Annotated in this window: 17 protein-coding genes and 4 pseudogenes; 11 read left to right on the top strand and 10 right to left on the bottom strand. The window is 60.3% G+C overall.

The genetic code is table 11. The features are described from left to right. From BLW24_RS24445 to BLW24_RS27330, 3 genes and pseudogenes are all read right to left on the bottom strand, one after another. Positions 1-436 (bottom strand): ABC transporter permease subunit (locus BLW24_RS24445; RefSeq protein ID WP_420875016.1); only part of this gene is annotated, 436 nt, incomplete at its 3' end. 179 nt (positions 437-615) lie between these two features. Next, a pseudogene (locus BLW24_RS27335) lies at positions 616-1,304 on the bottom strand (ABC transporter substrate-binding protein). Then, positions 1,304-1,669: an ABC transporter substrate-binding protein gene (locus tag BLW24_RS27330; protein WP_420875015.1), complete on the bottom strand. Its 366-nt coding sequence runs from the start codon at positions 1,667-1,669 to the stop codon at positions 1,304-1,306. Before BLW24_RS27330 ends, BLW24_RS27335 begins: the two are co-directional and overlap by 1 nt. Before the next feature lie 308 nt (positions 1,670-1,977). Between BLW24_RS27330 and BLW24_RS24435 the strand changes: the two are divergent. The 4 genes and pseudogenes from BLW24_RS24435 to BLW24_RS24420 all read left to right on the top strand — a co-directional run bounded on the left by BLW24_RS24435 (position 1,978) and on the right by BLW24_RS24420 (position 4,510). After that, positions 1,978-2,291 (top strand): annotated as a pseudogene (locus tag BLW24_RS24435) (DUF2288 domain-containing protein). Between the two features lie 74 nt (positions 2,292-2,365). Beyond that, positions 2,366-2,732 (top strand): annotated as a pseudogene (locus BLW24_RS24430) (DUF5064 family protein). An 84-nt stretch (positions 2,733-2,816) separates the two neighbouring features. Next, a pseudogene (locus BLW24_RS24425) lies at positions 2,817-3,722 on the top strand (NAD(P)-dependent oxidoreductase). Next, positions 3,719-4,510 carry a hydroxypyruvate isomerase family protein gene (locus tag BLW24_RS24420; RefSeq protein WP_090375227.1) on the top strand — a complete coding sequence of 264 codons (792 nt, stop codon included), beginning with the start codon at positions 3,719-3,721 and terminating at the stop codon, positions 4,508-4,510. The pseudogene BLW24_RS24425 and the gene BLW24_RS24420 overlap by 4 nt, the downstream one beginning before the upstream one ends. A 67-nt stretch (positions 4,511-4,577) precedes the next feature. On the opposite strand, the gene BLW24_RS24415 is transcribed toward BLW24_RS24420, so the two are convergent. Beyond that, positions 4,578-6,755, bottom strand: coding sequence for a hypothetical protein (locus BLW24_RS24415; protein ID WP_420875017.1), 2,178 nt, complete (start codon positions 6,753-6,755; stop codon positions 4,578-4,580). Between the two features lie 331 nt (positions 6,756-7,086). On the opposite strand from BLW24_RS24415, the gene BLW24_RS24410 reads away from it, so the two are divergent. From BLW24_RS24410 to BLW24_RS24400, 3 genes are all read left to right on the top strand, one after another. Beyond that, positions 7,087-8,415, top strand: coding sequence for a spinster family MFS transporter (locus BLW24_RS24410; protein WP_090387578.1), 1,329 nt, complete (start codon positions 7,087-7,089; stop codon positions 8,413-8,415). A 109-nt stretch (positions 8,416-8,524) separates the two neighbouring features. Then, on the top strand, positions 8,525-10,483 hold the full coding sequence (locus BLW24_RS24405; RefSeq protein ID WP_167360305.1) for an HD domain-containing phosphohydrolase: 1,959 nt from the start codon (positions 8,525-8,527) through the stop codon (positions 10,481-10,483). 146 nt (positions 10,484-10,629) lie between these two features. Continuing rightward, entirely contained in the window at positions 10,630-11,610 is a 981-nt protein-coding gene (locus tag BLW24_RS24400; protein ID WP_090375222.1) for an IS5 family transposase, read from the top strand. 130 nt (positions 11,611-11,740) lie between these two features. On the opposite strand, the gene BLW24_RS24395 is transcribed toward BLW24_RS24400, so the two are convergent. From BLW24_RS24395 to BLW24_RS24370, 6 genes are all read right to left on the bottom strand, one after another. Then, complete coding sequence (locus tag BLW24_RS24395; RefSeq protein WP_090387577.1) at positions 11,741-12,640, bottom strand: M48 family metalloprotease; 900 nt, start codon at positions 12,638-12,640, stop codon at positions 11,741-11,743. Positions 12,641-12,660: 20 nt separating this feature from the next. Then, the gene (locus tag BLW24_RS24390) at positions 12,661-13,164 is read right to left on the bottom strand and encodes an SH3 domain-containing protein (protein WP_167360437.1); all 504 of its coding nucleotides are present in this window, start codon (positions 13,162-13,164) and stop codon (positions 12,661-12,663) included. Continuing rightward, positions 13,157-15,004 (bottom strand): adenylate/guanylate cyclase domain-containing protein, encoded by a 1,848-nt coding sequence (locus BLW24_RS24385; RefSeq protein ID WP_090387575.1) that lies wholly within the window; start codon positions 15,002-15,004, stop codon positions 13,157-13,159. The genes BLW24_RS24390 and BLW24_RS24385 overlap by 8 nt, the downstream gene beginning before the upstream one ends. Positions 15,005-15,179: 175 nt before the next feature. Then, entirely contained in the window at positions 15,180-18,023 is a 2,844-nt protein-coding gene (rapA, locus tag BLW24_RS24380) for an RNA polymerase-associated protein RapA (RefSeq protein WP_090387574.1), read from the bottom strand. A gap of 241 nt (positions 18,024-18,264) precedes the next feature. Beyond that, positions 18,265-19,245, bottom strand: coding sequence for an IS5 family transposase (locus BLW24_RS24375; protein ID WP_090375326.1), 981 nt, complete (start codon positions 19,243-19,245; stop codon positions 18,265-18,267). 214 nt (positions 19,246-19,459) lie between these two features. After that, positions 19,460-20,440, bottom strand: coding sequence for an IS5 family transposase (locus BLW24_RS24370; RefSeq protein WP_090375425.1), 981 nt, complete (start codon positions 20,438-20,440; stop codon positions 19,460-19,462). A gap of 272 nt (positions 20,441-20,712) precedes the next feature. On the opposite strand from BLW24_RS24370, the gene BLW24_RS24365 reads away from it, so the two are divergent. The 4 genes from BLW24_RS24365 (at position 20,713) to ccoM (ending at position 22,075) form a co-directional block, all read left to right on the top strand. Next, the gene (locus BLW24_RS24365; RefSeq protein ID WP_090387573.1) at positions 20,713-21,012 is read left to right on the top strand and encodes an aspartate-semialdehyde dehydrogenase; all 300 of its coding nucleotides are present in this window, start codon (positions 20,713-20,715) and stop codon (positions 21,010-21,012) included. A gap of 41 nt (positions 21,013-21,053) precedes the next feature. Further along, complete coding sequence (locus BLW24_RS24360; protein ID WP_090387868.1) at positions 21,054-21,644, top strand: alpha-ketoglutarate-dependent dioxygenase AlkB family protein; 591 nt, start codon at positions 21,054-21,056, stop codon at positions 21,642-21,644. Further along, positions 21,641-21,802 carry a hypothetical protein gene (locus BLW24_RS26110; RefSeq protein WP_090248299.1) on the top strand — a complete coding sequence of 54 codons (162 nt, stop codon included), beginning with the start codon at positions 21,641-21,643 and terminating at the stop codon, positions 21,800-21,802. The genes BLW24_RS24360 and BLW24_RS26110 overlap by 4 nt, the downstream gene beginning before the upstream one ends. A 156-nt stretch (positions 21,803-21,958) precedes the next feature. Beyond that, the gene (ccoM, locus tag BLW24_RS26905) at positions 21,959-22,075 is read left to right on the top strand and encodes a cytochrome c oxidase subunit CcoM (RefSeq protein WP_275941110.1); all 117 of its coding nucleotides are present in this window, start codon (positions 21,959-21,961) and stop codon (positions 22,073-22,075) included. Positions 22,076-22,156: the final 81 nt, after the last annotated feature.

Here is a 22,156-nt window from a genome sequence, read left to right as displayed (position 1 = left end):
CGCTCTCGCCGAAGACGAAGTTGCCTGGTAGCAGGTTGGGGATCGATTTGTCCTTGGAGTCCTGCGCCAGAAGCACCTGGTTCTGCAGGAAGATCGACATGCCGATGGCGGAAATCAGCGGAATCAGACGGTTGCCGCCGCGCAGAGGGCGGTAGGCGACCCGTTCGATGCTGTAGCCATAGGCGCTGGCGACAATGATGCTGGCGGCGAAGGCCGCAATCATCACGATGGGTAAACTGTCCAGGCCATACATGGCCAGGCCGGCGACCACAATGAAGGCTACGTACGAGCCAATCATGTAAACCTCGCCATGGGCGAAGTTGATCATGCCGATAATGCCGTAAACCATGGTGTAGCCGATGGCAATCAAGGCATAGGTGCTGCCAACGGTCAGACCGTTAACCAGCTGTTGCAGGTAGTGATAAAGATCAGGCATTGCCTAACTCCTGGGTTGTCACGCAAGGCAGCGCTTTTGGCGCAGCATGCAACCGGAATTCTTCTAATAAACAAAACCCACTGCCGGAGCAGTGGGTTTTGGGTTCAGGCTAAGAGCTTACTTGGCTTCGGACTTGGTGCCGTCCTGGTGCCATTCGTAGACGACGAAGCTGAAGTCTTTCAGATCGCCCTTCTCGTCGAAGGCCAGGGTGCCAGTTGGGTGTCGAAGCTGCTGGCACGCAGGGCTGCGGCCACTTTAGCGGTGTCGGTATCGCCAGCCTTGGTGATGCCTTCGGCGATCACTTGTACTGCGGCGTAAGCCGGGAACACGAATGGACCGCTGGAGTCTTCATTTTTGGCTTTGAACGCATCAACCAGCGCCTGGTTGCGTGGGTCCTGGTCGAACGACTTCGGCAGGGTAACAGCAGGCCTTCGGAAGCTGGGCCGGCGATGGCCGAGATTTCCTTGTTGCCTACGCCTTCTGGGCCCATGAACTTGGCGCTCAGGCCTTTCTCAGCCGACTGACGCAGCAGCAGGCCCAGTTCTGGGTGGTAGCCACCGTAGTAGATGAAGTCCACGCCGGCTTGCTTGAGCTTGGCGACCATTGCGGAGAAGTCCTTGTCGCCGGCGTTGATGCCTTCGAACAGAACAACCTTGGTGCCTTTGCTTTCCAGGGTCTGCTTGACCGCGGTGGCAATGCCTTCACCGTACTGCTGCTTGTCGTGGATTACTGCAACGGCTTTTGGCTTGACGTGGTCAGCGATGAAGTTGCCCGCGGTTGGGCCTTGCAGGCTGTCCAGGCCGATGGTGCGGAACACCTCGTAGCCGCGCGAGGTGATGTCCGGGCTGGTGGACGCGGCAGTGACCATCAGGATGCCTTCGTCTTCGTAGATGTCGGACGCTGGCTGAGTGGAGCTGGAGCAGAGTGGCCAACCACGAATTTAACTTCGTCGTTGACGATCTTGTTGGCTACGGCAACGGCTTGCTTCGGATCACAGGCGTCGTCATAGACCACACCTTCGAGCATTGCGCCGTTCACCCCGCCGGCCTTGTTGATCTGCTCGATGGCCATCTTGGCACCGATGAACTGCATTTCACCGTATTGCGCGACGGCGCCGGTGACTGGGCCTGCCAGGCCAATTTTGATGGTGTCAGCCGCTACCGAGTAGCTGGCAACGCCAGCCATGGCCATGGCGGCAAACAGTTTGGAAATCTGCTTAGTAGCCTTGTTCATAGTGCTCCGCTCTTATTGGTTTTGATTGTTGTAGTTCTGGCGGCCAAAGCTGCAGAACCGGGTTGTTTCCCCGGTCATCCCCCCGGCAACTGTACCGGTGCAGTGTAGAGCGCGGCTTTGCGGCTTGAAAAGCGGCTTGCTGGGGGCAAAACCCTGGGGTGTCGCTTTAACGTAATAAACGTATAGAAAAACGGCGTGTCTTGATCGCCGTTGGTAACGTCGCGAACAGCGTTGCGAATTTGCCAGCGGGCAGGTCGACGCTATCATGGCGGCCGACTAAAAAGCGCTCACCAATGACAGGGCAATCCATGACAGAACAACCTAGCACCCTCTATGCCAAGCTGCTTGGTGAAACTGCAGCTATTACCTGGCAGGAGCTGCAACCTTTCTTCGCCCGTGGCGCCTTGCTGCTGGTCGACGGCACTCAGGATCTGATCGAAGTGGCGCAGGCTGTGGCGCTGAACGACCAGGAAAAAGTCGCCGCCTGGCTGCCGGGATCTTGAGCAAGGCTGACGACAGCCGCGCCGAAGACCTGCTAAACCGTAATCCAGAGCTGTGGGCGGTGGTTGTAGCCCCCTGGGTGTTGGCTCAGGAACGCACTCCGCGCACGCCGCTGCACTGATCTGGCGCGTGCACCTCGGTCATCTTGAGCAACTATGCTGGCAGCACCATGGACTGATTGCAGGAGCTGCCAGCATGTTTGAACCCGGACATTTGCATCGCGCCAATACCTTGGCCTCCGCCGATACGCCGCTGTTTAGCGTCGACCTTCATTACGAAGTCCGCCAGGACCCGGCGAAGGCCGATGTTGCATATGCGCATGCACGGCCAGGTGAACGGCAAGGCGTTTGAAGAAGTCTTCGAACTGCACCGCGATACTGCCTACAACTTCGCCAGTGTGGCCACGCGGCTGGCACACAAGCATGGGCTACCGACCAACAGCAGCCTGATCATGCGCAGCCACGCCGAGTACGACCTGATGTTCGAAGACATTCGCGCCAAGCTTGGTGCGCACAGCGGCGAGCCGGTCAATCTCGATCATCTGGAGAAGGACGGTCTGTAAGGTGTTGTACGGGCGTTGACTGGCGGGACAGGTTCTGGCTCCGCTGGGTTAAGATGGCGACCATCAATGAGTCGGAGTCTGCCTATGTCCACCTCCCGTCCTGCTTTGGCATTTGCTGGTATTGGCCTTATGGGCCTGCCCATGAGCCAGCGCCTGTTGGCCGCTGGCTATCCGCTGAGCGTGTGGAATCGTTCCCCTGATAAGTGCACGCCATTGCAGGCGTTGGGCGCGCAAGCGGTGGCCAGCCCGGCGCAGCTCTGTGCTCAGGCCGATGTCGTCATGCTTTGCCTGGCCAACACCGATGTAGTGCGCGAGGTGGTATTCGGTCCCGGCGGCATTGTGGAAATGGGCAAGCCGGGGCAGGTACTGGTGGATTTCTCCAGCCTGGAGCCGGCCGCCACCCGTGAAATGGCTGCTGAACTGCATGCTCGCTGTGGCATGCGCTGGGTAGATGCGCCGGTTTCCGGCGGCACACCGGGCGCGGCCAACGGCACACTGGCGATCATGGCCGGTGGCCGGGTTGAGGATATCGAACGGGTTAGGCCGATCCTTGCACATCTGGGGCAACGCCTGACGCGCATGGGTGACGTTGGCGCAGGCCAGGTGACCAAGGTGTGCAACCAGATGATCGTCGCCTGTAACGCGTTGGTGATCGCTGAGGTGGTGGCGTTGGCCGAGCAGGCCGGGGTCGATGCCAGCCTGATTGCACCCGCGCTGGCCGGCGGTTTTGCCGACTCCAAGCCGCTGCAGATTCTTGCGCCACAGATGGCCGAGAGTCAGTTCGAGCCGGTCAAATGGCATGTGCGCACCTTGCTCAAGGATCTCGATACGGCGGTCAAGCTGTCGCAGTAGATCGGCTCGGCCACGCCGGTCAGCGGCCTGGCGGCGCAGCTGATGCGCCAGCACGGCAGCCAGGGCAATCTGGAGCGTGACCCTGCGACCCTGGTTCAGCTCTATCGGGCGCCGCAGCCTCAAGAATCACAGCCATGAAGATTGCGGCCAACCTGTCGTTGTTGTTTACCGAGTTACCGCTGCGTGAGCGGATAGTGGCTGCCGCCGCTGCCGCCGCTGCCGCCGCTGCCGGCTTTGATGGTGTGGAAATCCAGTTTCCCTACGAGCTGCCGGCCATTGCCCTGAAAGAGGCACTGGAGGCTGCGGGTATGCCGCTGCGCCTGATCAACCTGCCAGCCGGTGATCTGATGAGTGGTGGTGCTGGTTTGGCTGCGGTCCCCGCACGTCAGTCAGAGTTTGCTGCGGCGTTGCAGCAGGCCTTGAGCTACGCCGCCATGGTGCGGCCAGCGCTGGTCAATGTGCTGCCGGGTCGCCTGGCCGAGGGTGTAGAGCCTGAACAGGCGCTGGCCTGTCTGATCGACAACCTGCGCAAGACTGCCGAGGCCTTTCAGTTGTTGGGTATTGGTGTGGTGGTGGAGGCGATCAACCCGCTGGATATGCCAGGGTTTATGATCAATACCCCGGAGCAGCTGAATGAGTTGCTCAAGGCGGTGGCCCATCCCAATCTGACTGCGCAGTACGACCTCTACCATATGGCGCGGCAGGGTCTGGATATACAGGCGGGTATCACTTTGCTGGCCGGGCGTATTGGTCATGTGCAGTTTGCCGATTATCCGGGGCGCGGTGCGCCGGGCAGTGGCGAATTGCAGTTCGCGCCGTTGCTCAAGGCTTTGCGTGACTGTGGGTATCAGGGCTGGGTAGCGGCCGAATATCGACCGGGAGAGGCGGGCACCTTGGCCAGTTTGAGTTGGTTGAGTGAGTGGTGAGCAATGCTCGCCTAAAGGATGCGCCTGTTTTTCGCAACGACTGCAGCGGAAAACAGGCGCTACGGCCTTATTCTTGCGGGCTTTCGTGGTACTTGTTGAGCGAGATAACCCGGGTCTTGCCGATACGGTGGCGGTAGATCTCGCGCAGGTACTTGATCGCCTTTTTCACGCTTTCACGGGATAGACGGATATCGTTGATCGAGACGAATTTGTCCTGATCGTGGATCAGCTCGCGGTACTTCTTCTCGTACATCGGCTTGATCGCGTACCAGTTGGTATCGAGGATCTTCGCCGGGTTCTCAAACTCGTTGAGCATGGCGTCGACCCGCACTTCATCGAACTCATCGCTCATGATGAAATCGAGAATGGCGTTGTCCAGGCTTTCGTCGAAGCGGTGCGGGTCGCGGGCAAAGCAGCGCTTGATAAAGGCCACGATCAGGGTCAGGAAGTCATCCGACAGGCACGGGCTTTTGGCGATCAGGGTGGTCAGTGACAGGTTGGCCGAGGCGCCAATCACCAGTGCATAGCGCTTCAGCGTGGTGTTGGGGAACAGGCTGTTGAGGTGGGTCTTGAGCCGGTTCAGATCCATATAGGACAGCTTGTAGTCTTTCGGCAGCGAGACGATCGATACCACCGAGGAGCAGTTCTTGAAGAAGTGCAGGTCGCTGAGTTTGGCGGCGTTGTAATCGGACTTTTTGTACTCATCCAGCGCTTCGCGATAACGCTTGGACTCGATCGGCAGCAGGCTGATGCCTTCGATGGCCTGGGTGACCTTGTTGAAGTGCGGCAGGTCGATGGAGCGGAAGAACAGGTCGTCGATGTTCAGCCGCGACGGTTCCTTGTCCAGCACGCGGAACTTGTCCAGCGCTGCGGCGCTCTGCTCCGGCACCACCGATTCGGCATACGCCACGGCCACCGGACCGGCCAGGCTCATAAACAGGTCGTTGGCGTCCAGGCGGATGGTTTCACCAATGTCGATGCCGGCGCGGCGGAAGTAGTTCTGGTCGTAGTCGGTGGTCACTGCCTGGGCGGTGAGAATGTTGAAGATCTGCTGCGAGATGTACTGGTTGGCGTGACGCTCCATGGCGTTGACGTCGATGTTCTGGATATTGCCGTCATCGCTTTCTTCGGCGTAACGCATGATGTCGTTGGAGATCAGCATCATGGCGTTCCATGGACGGATGCGGCGCATCACGCTTTCTTCGCTGTTCTCTTCATTGTCGAAGTTGTAGGAGAAGTCCCACTCCTCGGCGAGGTACTTGCACAGCAGGCGGCCGGCGTTGATATGCAGGGCTTCGGACATCTCGCTGCGCTGGTCGGAGATGTTCGGCAGGATGCAGATGCCGCTGGTGAAGATTGGCTCGAAGACGAAGCTGTGGTCACGGTTCTCCGGGCTTTCCTCGAAGTTCTTGGTGTCGAAGGTCTTGCTCATGTAGGCGAACTGCTGCGCCAGGCCGAACTCTGAAGCCATGCCCGAGCCAGTGCCGCCACCGGCGCTGAAGATGTAGAAGTACAGGCGCGACTGGTTGGCCTTGATGCCGCACGAATCGATCAGGTAGCTGTGAATGAATTTCCAGTCTTCGTTGGTGAAGCGCTGGGTGTCCTTGTTAAGGATGATCTTGGCCAGGTATTGGCCGAGGATCGGCGCGTTACCGGCGCCGCCGGCATGCACCTCGGAGAGGTCCATGATTTTCATCTTGCTGTAGTCGCTGAGGAACCCGCTGGTTTCGCCCTTGCGCGAGAAGCGGATGCGTCCCTCGATGTCCTTGTCCAGGTCGCCGAGCATCACCAGTGGCTCGATCAGAAATACCGGTTTGCTGTCTTTGCTCGGAGCACGCAGCAGGTTGCTGCGAATCCAACGGGTGGGGCGAAAATCCTGTTCGGCAACGGTTTTTTCTTCGTTGTTGAATTCGCTCAGGTAGAACTGCCGGGCGTTGTAGACCAGCGATGCAACATCCAATGCGATGTTCGAGCCGCATCGGCCAAGGCCGATCAGGCAAACAGAGGGGAAGTGCTGCACCCGCCGTTCGTTGTCGTCATCCTGCGGGGCTGGGGGAAACACCAGGCTGCGCAGGCCGTCGAGGTTATCGAGGATGCGATCGATGTCGCGCTCGGTGAAATACATGTACTGCTCGCCGCTGCTATCCAAGCGCATTGGCGGCGGTAGAGGGGCCAGTCGCTCGATTGGAGCGAGCAGGGTATCAGCCAGGTCAGCCAGTGTGGCTTCGGTCGCGGGGGAGGTCACAGCGTCTTTTTTTGTTTTCATTTAGAGACATTCCGGCTGCTAACGAGGGTGGAGCGGCAAATGGCCATGTTTCGCTCAACAGGCTTGTTTGTAGCATGAAAAATAGAAAATCTCGCTGTTTCACCCGGTTTTACTGAGGCATATCCGCAGTTTTTCCGGTGCGCTTTGTGACCTGGGTGCTTGCTCGGACGCCCATTACCCGGCATACACACAACAAATAGTCACAGACAGCATAGACGCAAGGCTCTAGATTGCGCCTGCACATGCTGGATACGGCGGTTGGCCATGCGCCTCCGACCCGCTTCGATAACAACAAATAGAGATGGATTCCATGCAGCAGTCCCTACAAGCGGCGAATGCCTGGCGCATTCTGTTCCTGCTTTTTCTCGCCAACCTGTTCAACTTCTTCGACCGCACCATTCCGGCGATCATCATCGAGCCGATCCGCATGGAATGGGATCTCAGTGACCTGCAGCTGGGCTTGATCGGTACCGCCTTTACCATTGTCTATGCGATTGCCGGCATTCCACTGGGGCGCATGGCTGACACCGGCGCGCGGCGCAAGATCATGGGCTGGGGGCTGGCAGTCTGGAGCGGGCTGACGGCGGTCAACGGCCTGGCCTGGAACTTCTGGAGCTTCCTGCTGATTCGCATGGGCGTCGGCATTGGCGAGGCCAGCTATGCGCCGGCGGCCAACTCGCTGATCGGTGATCTGTTCCCGGCGCACAAGCGCGCGCGTGCCATGGGCATCTTTATGCTTGGCCTGCCGATTGGTCTGCTGCTGGCCTTTTTCACCATCGGTGCGATGGTCAAGGCGTTCGACAGCTGGCGCGCACCGTTCTTTATTGCCGCGGTGCCGGGGCTGATCCTGGCGCTGTTTATGTTCTTTATCAACGAGCCCAAGCGCGGTGCGGCCGAACTGGTGCAATCGCGCGCCACGCCAGTGGATAAACCGCTGCGCAAGGTGCTGGCGATCCGCACCTTCTGGTGGTTGGTGATGGCTGGCCTGGCTTTCAACTTCGCCACCTATGCCTGCAATTCGTTCATGGTGCCGATGCTGCAGCGCTACTTCCTGATGCCGCTGGAGCAGGCGGCTATGGCCACCGGGGTGATCGTTGGCCTGACCGGCCTGGTCGGCCTGACCCTGGGGGGGTGGCTGGCGGACAAGATCCACCAACGCTGGCAGAGCGGCCGCCTGCTGTTTGCCGCACTGAGCATGCTGATTGCTTCTGTCGCCACGGGCTACGCCCTGCTGGCCGGACGAATTGAAATCGCCGTGTTCGTGGCGCTGTTCAGCATCGGCTGGCTGTTTGCCTACAACTTCTACACCTGCGTCTATACCGCGATTCAGGATGTGATCGAGCCACGTCTGCGTGCTACCGCCATGGCGTTGTTCTTCGCTGGTCTGTACCTGCTCGGCGGCGGCCTTGGCCCATTGGCGGTGGGCATGCTGTCGGATCACTACTCCCACGCGGCAATGCTCGCCGCCGGGGCCAGTGAAATGAACGAAACCTTCAAGGCTGTCGGCCTGCATAACGCCATGTATCTGATCCCGGTGGCCTTGATGCTGACCATGCTGGCGCTGCTGCAGGCCTCGCGCTGCTTCGTTGTCGATGCCGCAAAAATGCAGCAGGGCATGCAGTTGCAGCCCGCCACCTAAGCCGTTTTACCCGGCCGTTCGGCATGCGCCGGATGGCCGGGCAACGGCTGGATCCTGTGCAATACTCTGTCGCACTGCTGTCACGCAACTGCGACTGAGGACAACCACCATGGGCACTTCCCGCCTTGTGCTGGGCCACAGTAATGCGCTTGGCGCGCATCCCCTGTGCAACGTATTGGCTCAGTGCCCGCTGACTTTGCAGGCGATTGACGTGCCTGACGAGTTGCCGGATGACCTGGCGCTGGTGCTGCTTGACGAACGGTTACTGGCGCTGCAGCCGTTGACCGACTGGCTGGATTGCGGCGCGATTCTGATGGGCTGCATGGATCAACCTGGCGTATTGCCGTTGCCGCCGCATGCCAGTGCCGAGGAATTGTCGGCGCTGCTGCGTTTTGCCGGCGAGCAGTACAGCCTACGCCATCAGACCGAGCAACTGGCCGCCGCCCTGGCGGGCAAGCATGATGATCTGAGCAAGTTGGTGGACGTGGGTCTGGCGCTGTCGGCCGAGCGTGATCTGGACCGCTTGCTGGAAAAAATTCTTATCGAAGGGCGGCGCTTGTCCAACAGCGACGCCGCCTCGCTGTTTCTGGTCAGCCGCCGCCCGGATGCGCTGGCGCAGTTGATCTTCAAGCTGACCCAGAACGGCACGCTTAGCCAGAACAGCTTTCAGGACCAGCGCATGCCGCTGAGCAAGGCCTCGATTGCCGGCTACGTCGCGCTGACCAGCACCGAGCTGAATATCGAGGACGTGTACGCGATTGCCGGGGATGCGCCGTATCGCTTCAACCGCTCCTTTGACCTGCAGATGGGCTATCGCACCATGTCGATCCTGGCGATTCCCATGCGCAACCATCGCCATGAAGTGGTCGGCGTGCTGGAGTTTATCAACCGTCAGCGCAAGGGCAGCGAGCAGCTTGAGCCTGAGCTGATTGCCTTCGATGAAGAAACCGCCGTGTCTTTGCGTGCATTGGCCAGCCAGGCGGCAGTGGCAATCGAGAATCGCCAGTTGCTGGATGACATCAGCCGGTTGTTCGACGGCTTCGTGCAGGCCTCGGTGTTTGCCATCGAGCAGCGTGATCCGACCACCAGTGGTCATTCTTTCCGGGTTGCTGAGCTGTGTCTGACCCTGGCCAACCAGTTACCCCATGCCCCAGAAGCCCGTTTGCGCGAGCAGGCGCTAAGCGTCGATGGTTTGCGCGAGCTGCGCTACGCCGCCTTACTGCATGACTTCGGCAAGGTTGGGGTTCGCGAACATGTACTGGTAAAAGCCAAGAAGCTCGCCGAGCCTGTGCTGGAAAACCTGCGCTATCGCGTTGCCCTGGCCCAGGAAAATCTGCGCAACCAGACCCTGCGCAAGATGCTGCATGCTTACCGTCATAAAGGCGGTCTGAGTGATGAGCGGCGCCTGCAAATGGAAGCCGAGCTGGCCTATGAGTGCGAGCGGCTGGAGCGTTACCTCAACAACATCATCCAGGCCAACGAGCCGAGCATGCTCAGTGAAGGGGATTTTCAGCATCTGCAGGAAGTGCAAGGCGAGCTGGTCAAGGCGCCTGGCAATTGTCTGGTCAGCCTGCTCAGCGAGGGTGAGTTCAGCGCCCTGGCCGTGCGTAAGGGCAGCCTGACCACGGCCGAGCGCGAAGAAATCGAGCGGCACGTGGTACACACCCAGCAGTTTCTCAGCCTGATTCCCTGGACTCCGGATCTGCAGGGCGTGCCGCATATTGCCGGGGCGCACCACGAAAAACTCGATGGTAGTGGTTACCCCAAAGGCTTGATTGGCGATGCGATTCCCTGCGCTTCGCGGATCATGACCATCTGCGACATCTACGATGCCTTGACTGCGGCGGATCGCCCCTACAAACCGGCAATGCCGCTGGAGCGGGCGCTGGATATTCTCAAGAGTGAGGCGCAGAGCGGTTTGCTTGACGCCGAGCTGGTGCAGCTGTTTATCGCCAGCCGCTGCTTTCAGGTGACGGGCGCGCCGGGTTCGCACACCACCTCACCGTTTAACCACCATGTGTGCGATTACGAGCCGTCCTGCACCCGCGAACATCCCCACACCCACTGAGAACCTGCCTTGTCTCGCTTTAGCTCGCGAAATCCAAAACAGGTTCTGAAATGGCTGTCTGCCTCTGTCACTTGCTTCTAAGGAAACTCTGAATAAGTCTTCCTGATTTTGGCAAAATGCCCGGACGCCACCCACCGAGTTTTCCGATGAAGCAGATGACCTTCGCCGATGCCGAGTACGCCGGCAAGCGCAAGCAGACCCGCAAAGAGTTGTTCCTGATCGAGATGGATCGGGTGGTGCCGTGGAAGGGCTTGATTGCCCTGATCGATCCACATTACCCCAAGGGTGAAGGCGGTCGCCCGGCGTACCCGTTGATGGCGATGCTGCGTGTTCATCTGATGCAAAACTGGCTCGGTTACAGCGATCCTGCGATGGAAGAGGCGCTGTACGAAACGACCATTCTGCGGCAGTTCGCCGGGTTGAGCCTGGAGCGTATCCCTGACGAAACCACCATCCTCAACTTCCGTCGCGTACTGGAAAAAAACGAACTGGCGGCTGGCATCTTGGCTGTGATCAACGGCTACCTGGGGGATCGCGGCCTGTCCCTGCGCCAGGGCACCATCGTCGATGCGACGTTGATCAATGCGCCCAGCTCGACCAAAAACAAAGACGGTAAACGCGACCCGGAGATGCACCAGACCAAGAAGGGCAACCAGTACTACTTCGGCATGAAGGCCCACATCGGTGTGGATGACAAGTCTGGACTGGTGCACAGCGTGGTGGGCACGGCGGCCAACGTGGCGGACGTCACCCAGGTGGATAAGCTGCTGCATGGCGACGAGAACGTGGTTTGTACCGACGCAGGTTACACCGGTGTGGAAAAGCGTCCGGAGCATGAGGGTCGGAAGGTTATCTGGCAGGTGGCGGCACGCCGCAGCACCTACAAGAAACTCGATAAGCGCAGCGCGCTATACAAAGCCAAGCGCAAGATCGAGAAGGCCAAAGCCCAGGTGCGCGCCAAGGTCGAGCACCCGTTTCGGGTGATCAAGCGGCAGTTCGGCTATGTGAAGACGCGCTTCCGCGGCCTGGCCAAGAACACGGCGCAGTTGGTCACGCTGTTTGCGCTGTCGAACCTGTGGATGGCACGCAGACATTTACTGGCAACTGCAGGAGAGGTGCGCCCGTAATATGGGCAATAGCCGCCGCGAGGTGCTCGCGGCGGCTAAAAACACAAAAATAAGCGGATGATATGATCGTTTTTGATCGATTTTCCGCTTTCAAAATCAGCGGAGGCTGAAGTCGGCCTGAAACGCATGGCTACTTCAGAGGATCCCTAAGTGCCTGCTGATAGCGGGTATCCAGGCTTTGAGTCTGGCCGCTGGCGTTCTTCTCGATATACAGATAGACCGGTTGCAGGCGTTGCAGGCGTTGCAGGCGATCGTCGATACCTGGGTGCACCTTGAGGAAGCTGGTGAGCGCTGCATCGTTCTGCCGGGTGGTGCCAAGGGTCTGTAGCACGCCGGCCAGGCCGTAGGCGTCATAGCCGGCGCGGGTGGCGATGACCGCGCCCATGGCGTCGGCTTCGTACTCATCGCCACGGTCCAGGCCGCGGCTGTAGAGGTCGCTGACGCTGCGGGTAAAGCGGTCGGTCAGCTCGCCGGCCTGGCTACCGCCCTTGTCGGCGGCCCCCGCCTGCACGGCGAGGGTAGCGAGGTCAGTCAGCAGGTCGGTTTGTGCCTGTTGCTGAATGGCCTTGAGGTGATGCTGCTGCACCACATGGGCCACTTCATGGGCCAGTACGCCGGCCAATTCGGCCTCGCTGTTCATCCGTGTGAGCATGCCGCTGGTGATAAATACGTAACCGCCCGGGGCGGCGTAGGCGGCCACCTGCGGGCTGTCGAGCACGACGAAACGCCAGGGCAGGTCGGGACGCTCGCTGTGCTGGGCGACCCACAGACCGACGCGGTTGACATAGGTCTGCAGTGGCGGGTTGTTGAGCACGGCGGCCTTGTTGAGCAGGATAGAGGCGGTGTTCTGCCCGATCACCCGCTCTTCATCGACGCTTTTCTGGCCCATATTGGTCAGGTGCTGGCCGGCGCTGGCCAGTTTGCCCAGGTCGACGCCCTGAATCTGCATGCCTTCCAGGCCCTGGCAGGCGCTGAGACTGACAATCAGGCCGAGTTGGCTGGCGCATTTGAGTAATACGGTTGTTTGCATGTCGCTCTCCTCTCGGCGTGTTAGCGGGCGTAGGGCAGGTTCTGGCTGCGCAGGCCGCCTTGCTGGGCGAAACTGCGCGCCTCGCTCGGGCTGGCAGCGAAGGCGTCCAGGTTCTGTATGCTGGCCGAGGTGTTGGCACTGCCGCTGCGCAGTTCTTCATCGCTGATGCCGCGAATCCCGGTGGCTACGCCGCTGGCGGGGGAGGACTGGTTGCCGAGTTTGAGCAGGCTACCCAGGTTATTGCTGCGGCTGGCCTGGGCATCCTTGGCAAAGCGCAGGCTGAGCAGTGGCAGCCAGTCGCGCTGGCCGCTGGAGGTTTCCACCTGATACCAGCCGCCTTGACGCTCCAGTACCAGCACCTGCGCCTGTTTGCCGACCTGGCCGACACTGGAGGCCGAGGCGCTGGGTTCGGCGCGCAGAGCGCTGTCTTGCAGGGTATGCGCCTGGCGTACTTCGGCCAGCGCCGAGAAGCAGTAGAAGCTGAATATCAGCGCCGCAAGGGCACTGCAGAGGCCTTTATTCATCATGTCTCCTTCGCGGTTCATAGAGCATTACGGCTTCGGCGCGACCTTTTACCTGGTGTTCGCCCTGGGGCACGAAGTCCAGATCGAGCGTGCAGGTCTCACGGGTGGCGGCAGAAATCAGCAGATGGGCGCGACCCTTGGTCAGCCCTTCGATGCGGCTGGCAAGGTTCACCGTGTCGCCTATTGCAGTGTAGTCATAGCGCTGCTTTGCGCCGACCAGGCCGACGACCGCTGGTCCCGTGTGCAGGCCGATGCCGATGTCGAAATCCGGGCAGTTGTAGTCGCGGCGAAAGGCGTCGAGGTTATCGAGCATTTCCATGGCCGCCAGAATCGCCTGGTCGGCCTGTTGTGGGTTGTCCAGCGGTGCGCCCCAGAAGGCCATGATGGCGTCGCCGATAAACTTGTCGAGGGTCGCCTGATGTTTGAACAGCACCTCCACCTGGCTGCTGAAATAGCCTTCGAGCAGGTGCACGATTTCGCTCGGTGTGTGTTGCTCAGAGAGGGTGGTAAAGCTGCGGATATCGGAAAACAGTACGGTGAGCTGGCACTCCTTGCTCGCCAGCAAGGCTTCCGGGTCGTCGCGCGATACCAGTTGGTTGACCACCACCGGGTCCATAAATCGGCTGAACAGGCGAATGGTGTCCTGCAATTGCTGGCGCCGGCGTAGATAGAACAGTGCCAGTGCCGCCGCCAGCAGCAGCCACAGGCAGATCAGCCCCGGCAGCACGCCAAGCAGCGTGCCCTGCAAGGCCAGCCAGTAACTGCCGGCAAACAGCACCAGGCTGCCGAGCAGGCACAGGGTGAACGCCGCCGGTAGCTGCTCGCGCAGCAGCAATCCACTCAAGCCGAGCAATAGCAGCAGCGGGCCGAGCAACTCTAGCCAGCTCTCGGCTTCGTGCAACTGGTTGTTGTTGAGCAGGTTGTCGATGGCCGTCATCAGGATAAACGGCGCTGGATAGAGGGTATCCAGCGGGGTGGGGCGCAGGTCGTGCAGGCCGGCGGCGGTGGTGCCGATCACGATGATGCGGTCTTTGAACAGCTCGGCTGCCAGCGGCTCGCCCTGATTGCGTGCCGCCGCCAGCACGGCGGCGTAGGGTAGGCGCGGATAGGGCAAGCGGCTGGTGCCGGGCCAGTCCAGCAGCAGACTCTGCTGCTGCGGCAAGTTGCCGGTCAGGTCATGCACGATACGCGCAGGCATGCTGGGCAGGCGCCAGTCGGCAAAGCTGCGGTACAGCTCATAGCGCCGACCGATGCCGTCGGCATCGGGGCGAAAGTTGATGCTGCCCAGGCGCCACAGCTCGCTGGGGAAGGCGTTGGGCAGCAGGAGTAGCCCGCGTTGATCGTCGGCGCCGCGTTGCCCGGGTGCTTGCCAGGTTGCCGCAGGATAGTCGCGCAGCAGTGGCGGCTGGCTGCCTTCGTCGGCTTGCTGGACCAGGGCTGCGAGGTAGGTGTTGGCGCTGCGTTGCAGCACTTCGGCAAAGTAGCTGTCGGCGTCCGGGTTGAACTGGTCGGGTTCGCTGAACAGGATGTCGAAGGCCACGGCCTTGGGGTGTTGGCTGAGCAGGTACTCCAGCAGTTCGCCGTGCAGCGAGCGCGGCCAAGGCCATTTTCCGGCTTCACTGGCCAGCACTTGCAGGCTCAGGTCGTCGATATCTATCAGCAGCAGGCGTGGGTCGGGCGCTTGTTCGACGGCGCGCTGGCGGATCAGCCAGTCGAGGTGGGCGTTGTTCAAGCCGTTGAGTGCGGGCCACAGATGCAGCAGAGGAAGCAGGAGCAACGCCAGCAGGAAGAGCCCGCCGAGGCTATGGCGAAACCGGCGCGAGGCGGCGCGTGCAGGCACTGTGAGCTCCTGTGGGCTGGAGTGACAGAAGTAATGCTTCTGACTCTAGCAGCCCGTCTGGAGTGCACCTCGACGTAGGTTGGGTTGAGGAGCAACGTGACGAAGCCCAACGACACCAGTCAATGCCTGTTGGGCTTCGCTGCGCTCAGCGCCAACCTACCTGCGTGCGCTTATGTTAGCCAGCTACCAGTACGCGAATAGCCTCCAGACGCAACGCCGCCTTGTCGAGCATGGCCAGGCCTTGCTCGCGCAGCTGGCGCAGGGCGTTGAGTTCGCTGTCACGCACGCTGGGGTTGACCGCTTGCAGGGCGATCAGGCGGGCCAGCTCTTCATCGGTTTCGGCGGCCAGGCGGCGCTTGGCTTCGTCGACGCGTGCCGTGTGGCGTTCGGCGACCTTGCCTTCGCCGGCGTTGATCAGCGGGTTGAGGCTGTCGCGCTGGGCCTGAACGAACTTGTTGGCGCTAGCGCGTGGCACAGGCTCCAACTGTTCGTTGAGCTTCTCGAACGAGACCTTGCTGGCCAGGTCGTTGCCGTTGGCATCCAGCAGGCAGCGCAGGGCGATCGGTGGCAGGTAGCGGCCCAGTTGCAGGGTGCGTGGCGCCACCACTTCGCTGACATACAGCAGTTCCAGCAACACGGTGCCGGGTTTCAGCGCCTTGTTCTTGATCAGCGCCACCCCGGTGTTGCCCATGGAGCCTGAGCGCACCAGGTCCATGCCGCCTTGCACCATGGGGTGTTCCCAGGTGAGGAACTGCATGTCCTCACGGGCTAGGGCCAAGTCACGGTCGTAGGTAATAGTCACGCCTTCGTCGTCGCCCAGGGGGAAGCTGGCATCCAGCATTTTTTCACTGGGGCGCAGAATCAGGGCATTGTCGGAGTGGTCTTCGCTGTCGATGCCGAAAGCGTCGAACAATTGCTCCATATAGATCGGCAGGGCGAACTGGTCATCCTGCTCGAGAATCGCCTCAACCAATGCCTCGCCTTCGCCAGCACCGCCGGAGTTGAGCTCCAGCAGGCGGTCGCGACCGGCGTGCAGCTCGCCTTCCAGGCGAATACGTTCGGCTTTGGCTTCGTCAACCAGGGCCTGCCACTCACCGTCGTCGCCGCTTTCCAGTAGCGGTAGCAGGCGGCTGCCGAACTGGTGCTGCAGAGCGTTGCCGGTTGGGCAGGTAGCGAGGAAGGCATTCAGCGCCTGGTGATACCACTGGAACAGGCGCTCTTGCGGACTGTTTTCCAGATACGGCACGTGCAGTTGAATACGGTGCTTCTGACCGATACGGTCAAGGCGGCCGATGCGTTGCTCAAGTAGATCCGGGTGAGCCGGCAGGTCGAACAGCACCAGATGGTGGGCGAACTGGAAGTTGCGGCCTTCCGAGCCGATTTCCGAGCAGATCAGCACCTGGGCGCCGAATTCTTCATCAGCGAAGTAGGCGGCGGCGCGGTCGCGTTCCAGGATGCTCATGCCTTCATAGAACACCGTAGCCGGGATGCCTTTGCGTACGCGCAGGGCGTCTTCCAGGTCCATGGCGGTCTCGGCATGGGCGCAGATCACCAGCACCTTGAACTTCTTGAGCATCTTCAGGGTGTCGATCAGCCACTCTACGCGCGGGTCGAATTTCCACCAGCGCTGCTCTTCATCGACATCCGGCTGCGCCTGGTAGCTGACTTCCGGGTAGAGGTCGGCGTGCTCGCCAATCGGCAGCTCCATGTATTCGTCAGGGCTGGCCAGCGGATAGGGGTGTACTTCACGGTCCGGAAAGCCCTGCACGGCGGCGCGGGTGTTACGGAACAGCAGGCGGCCGGTGCCATGGCGATCCAGCAACTCGCGCACCAGGCGCGCCGAGGCTTCGCTGTCACCGGCATTGACGGCGGCCAGCAGCTCTTCACCGCCGGCGCCGAGGAAGTCGTGAATGGTTTTGTGCGCCGCATCCGACAGGCGACCCTGGTCGAGCAGCTCCTGCACGGCTTCGGCAATCGGCTTGTAGTGTTCGCTTTCGGCGCGGAAGGCGGTCAGGTCATGGAAACGGTTCGGGTCGAGCAGGCGCAGACGGGCGAAGTGGCTGTCCTGGCCAAGCTGTTCCGGGGTGGCGGTGAGCAGCAGCACACCAGGGATGACCTGGGCCAATTGTTCAACCAGCGCGTACTCGGGGCTGGCGTGCTCGGGGTGCCAGACCAGGTGGTGCGCTTCGTCGACCACCATCAGGTCCCAGCCGGCAGCAAACAGCGCGTCCTGGGCCTTTTCGTCCTCGCACAGCCATTCCAGAGCGACCAGCGCCAGTTGGCAGTCTTCGAACGGGTTGCTGGCGTCACTTTCGATAAAGCGTTCTTCATCGAACAGCGCAACATCCAAGTTGAAGCGTCGGCGCATTTCCACCAGCCACTGGTGCTGCAGGTTTTCCGGCACCAGGATCAGCATCCGACTGGCGCGTCCGGACAGAAGCTGGCGGTGGATTACCAGGCCGGCTTCGATGGTTTTGCCCAGACCCACTTCGTCGGCGAGCAATACACGCGGGGCGATGCGGTCGGCGACTTCGCGGGCAATATGCAGCTGGTGCGCAATTGGTTGCGCACGCACACCGCCCAGGCCCCAGAGGCTGGATTGCAATTGGCGGCTGGTGTAATCCAGGGTGTGGTAACGCAGGGCGAACCAGGGCAGCGGGTCGATCTGCCCGGCAAACAGGCGATCACTGGCCAAGCGGAACTGGATAAAGTTCGACAGCTGGGTTTCCGGCAGGGTGACGCTTTCGTGCTGGGCATTGAGGCCGTGATAGACCAGCAGGCCGTCGATATCGTCGACTTCCTGTACGGTCAGCTTCCAGCCTTCGAAATGGGTGATTTCATCGCCCGGTGAGAAGCGTACGCGGGTCAATGGCGCATTGCGCAGGGCGTACTGGCGAGTTTCGCCGGTGGCCGGGTAGAGCACGGTGAGCATGCGGCCGTCCTGCATCAGAACGGTTCCCAGCCCCAGCTCCGCTTCGCTGTCACTGATCCAGCGTTGCCCCGGTTCATACTGCGCCATGCTTGTCTCCCGCGTGAAAAAGCCGACTATGTTAACGCAGCGTCGGGCCGTGGCCAAAGGCGCATTGCTACGCATCGGGCACTTTGTGTAATTAGGGATCCTCTGAAGTAGCCATGCATTTCTGGCTGACGTCAGCCTCTGCTGATTTCGAAAGTGATAAATCGATCAAAAACGATCAGATTACCGGCTCATTTCTGTGTTTTTAGCCGCCGCGAGCACCTCGCGGCAGCCATTTCCAGCATTACGGGCGCACCTCTCCTGCATTCGTCAGTAAATGTCGGCGCGCCATCCACAGATTTGACAGCGCGAATAAAGTCACCAGTTGCGCCGTGTTTTTGACCAGGCCACGGAAGCGCGTCTTCACATAACCGAACTGACGCTTGATCACCCGAAACGGATGCTCGACCTTGGCTCGCACTTGGGCCTTGGCCTTCTCGATTTTGCGCTTGGCTTTGTACAGCGCGCTGCGCTTACCGAGTTTCTTGTAAGTGCTACGCCGTGCTGCAACCTGCCAGATCACTTGACGGCCCTCATGCTCGGGGCGCTTCTCGACACCGGTATATCCGGCATCGGCCCCCACCATGTTTTCCTCGCCGTGCAGCAGCTTATCGACCTGGGTGACATCCGCCACGTTGGCGGCAGTACCCACCACGCTGTGCACCAAGCCAGACTCGTCATCCACCCCGATGTGCGCCTTCATGCCGAAGTAATACTGATTGCCTTTCTTGGTTGAGTGCATCTCAGGGTCACGCTTACCGTTCTTGTTCTTGGTTGAACTCGGCGCGTTGATCAGCGTGGCATCGACGATGGTGCCTTGGCGCAGCGACAAACCACGGTCACCCAGGTAGCCATTGATCACGGCCAGGATGCCGGCAGCCAGTTCGTGTTTTTCCAGCAAGCGGCGGAAGTTGAGGATGGTGGTTTCGTCAGGAATGCGCTCCAGAGTCAGCCCGGCAAACTGGCGTAGGATGGTGGTCTCGTACAGCGCCTCTTCCATCGCCGGATCGCTGTAACCGAACCAGTTTTGCATCAGATGCACTCGCAGCATCGCCATCAGCGGATAGGACGGTCGGCCGCCTTCACCCTTTGGATAATGCGGCTCGATCAAAGCGATCAACCCTTTCCATGGCACTACCCGATCCATCTCGATCAGGAACAATTCTTTGCGGGTCTGCTTGCGCTTGCCGGCGTACTCGGCGTCGGCGAAGGTCATCTGCTTCATCGGAAAACTCGGCGGGTGGAGTGCGGATATTTTGCCAAAATCAGGAAGTCTTTTTCAGACCATCCTTAGGGATGGTCTGAAGTAGCCATGTATTTCTGGCTGACTTCAGCCCCGCCGATTTTGAAAGCGGCAAATCGATCAAAAACGATCAGATTACCCATTCATTTCTGTGTTTTTAGCCGCCGCGAGTAGCTCGCGGCAGCCATTTCCCGCATTACAGGCGCACCTCTCCTGCATTGGTCAGTAAATGTCGGCGTGCCATCCACAGGTTCGACAGCGCGAACAGCGTCACCAGTTGCGCCGTGTTCTTGGCCAAGCCACGGAAGCGTGTCTTTACATAACTGAACTGACGCTTGATCACCCGGAACGGGTGCTCAACCTTGGCGCGCACCTGGGCCTTGGCCTTCTCGATCTTGCGTTTGGCTTTGTACAGCGGGCTGCTCTTACCCAGCTTCTTATAGGTGCTGCGGCGGGCAGCAACCTGCCAGATCACCTCGCGCCCATCATGTTCGGGGCGCTTTTCGACGCCGGTATAACCCGCATCGGCGCACACCACGTTTTCCTCGCCGTGCAGCAACTTGTCGACCTGAGTGACATCCGCCACGTTGGCCGCCGTGCCTACCACGCTGTGTACCAGCCCCGACTCGTCATCCACGCCAATGTGCGCCTTCATGCCGAAGTAGTATTGGTTGCCCTTCTTGGCCTGGTGCATCTCTGGGTCGCGTTTGCCGTCCTTGTTCTTGGTCGAACTCGGCGCATTGATCAGCGTGGCATCGACGATGGTGCCTTGGCGCAACGACAGGCCACGGTCGCCAAGATAGCCATTGATGACGGCCAGGATGCCGGCAGCCAACTCATGTTTCTCCAGCAGACGACGGAAGTTGAGGATGGTGGTTTCGTCGGGGATACGTTCCAGACTCAGCCCGGCGAACTGCCGCAGGATAGTGGTCTCGTACAGCGCTTCTTCCATCGCCGGGTCGCTGTAGCCGAACCAGTTCTGCATCAGGTGCACACGTAGCATCGCCATCAGCGGATAGGCCGGCCGACCGCCTTCACCCTTGGGGTAATACGGTTCGATCAGTGCGATCAAACCCTTCCACGGCACCACCCGATCCATCTCGATCAGGAACAACTCTTTGCGGGTCTGCTTGCGTTTGCCGGCGTACTCGGCATCGGCGAAGGTCATTTGCTTCATCGGAAAACTCGGCGGGTGGCGTCCGGGCATTTTGCCAAAATCAGGAAGTCTTATTCAGAGTTTCCTTTGCGGGTCTGCTTGCGCTTGCCGGCGTACTCGGCGTCGGCGAAGGTCATCTGCTTCATCGGAAAACTCGGCGGGTGGAGTGCGGATATTTTGCCAAAATCAGGAAGTCTTTTTCAGACCATCCTTAGGTAGATCGAAAGTGTAGCGAGGCTAGGCTCAAGTCGCGGCTTGGCTGGCCGACAGTCTGACCAAAGGAGGGCTAATAGATGCTGCCGCCGATCCCCCACAGTCTGGTTCCCGTAACCGTCCAGCAGGACGTGGTCAAGCCGCGCCCGGAAATCCCGCCGGTTACAGCATCTGCGGAAAGCGCCAAGGAAAGTGGCGTAAGCCTCGATAAACGCCACCCGCAGGAAGCAGAGATGCTGTTGCGCGAAGAGCAGCGCCGGCGCCAGCGCCGTCATGGCTACACACCGGAAGAACTGGCCGAAGGCGAAGTGGCCGAGGCCGACGAGGCGGTGGTCAGTGAACTGCCGCGTCAGGGCTTGTGGGTGGATGTGGAGGTCTGAGCTGGGCACACTAGGTGCTCCGCCTGTTCGAGTCTTGTTTCGTGGATCTATTTGCCGACAGCCCCCTGCAGTTGCCCGATGCCGAATTGCAGTTGCATGTACAGTGGCTGGATGCTGCAACGGCTGACCGCTGGTTGGCTGAACTGACGGCGCAGACACCCTGGCAGCAGCCGCAGGTGCAGATTTATGGGCGGCAACTGCCGGTGCCGCGATTGGTGGCCTGGTATGGCGATGCCGAGGCCAGTTATCGCTATTCCGGGTTGACCCATCAACCGTTGCCCTGGCCGCCGCTGCTGGCGCTGATTCGTGCGCAGGTGGAACAGGCGGTGGGGCAGTCACTGAATGGCGTGTTGCTCAACTATTACCGCGATGGCCAGGACTCGATGGGTTGGCACAGTGATGACGAGGCGGAGCTGGGCGCTAATCCGCTGATCGCCTCGCTGAATCTGGGCGGCACGCGGCGCTTCGATCTGCGCCGCAAAGGGCAGAGCCGCATCGCGCATTCGTTGCCGCTGCAACATGGTTCGCTGCTGGTCATGCGCGGGCCAACCCAGCATCAAGTGGCGAAGACGCGCAGCCCCTGCGCGCCACGTCTGAATCTGACCTTTCGTTTGATCAAGTCGAGACCATGAGCAAAGACGACAAGCTGATTGATTTCGCCGCCGAGCGCGACAAGCGCATCCATGACCTGCGCGACAAGAAACTCAATGAAATGCGCGATGCCTTCGAGCAGGCACTGCCGCTGCCCAAGGGCAAGAAAAAGCCCAAGGGCAAACCGAAAAAGCCTTGAGGCTGTTCTGGCATAGGCTGAATAGTTGATCTGGATCAGCTAATCAAAACCTCATCCCGCCAGCGTCCGCCGCTTGTTGATCTGGATCAATGGCGCCCCTGCAGCCCCTGTTAATTTGAAGCCATACCCACACAGGCTTCATAGCAGGAGGCAACCATGTTTATCGATGTCGTAGTTCTCGCCGGTATCGGCACCGTCGGTCTGATGGTCGCCTTCTTCGCCGGTGTCGGTTATTTCATCTGGCAGGATTCGCACAAGCGCAAGCAGGGCTGATTCTGCTGGGAAGGATCGATTCAAGGCCCGTGCAGCAGGCTTTGAATCGGTTCGAAGGGGCACGCAAGGCAATTTGGGCGA

The organism is Pseudomonas anguilliseptica, from assembly GCF_900105355.1.
In the GTDB taxonomy this organism is placed as follows: Bacteria; Pseudomonadota; Gammaproteobacteria; order Pseudomonadales; family Pseudomonadaceae; genus Aquipseudomonas; species Aquipseudomonas anguilliseptica.
This window is presented reverse-complemented; position numbering and strand designations above follow the sequence as displayed.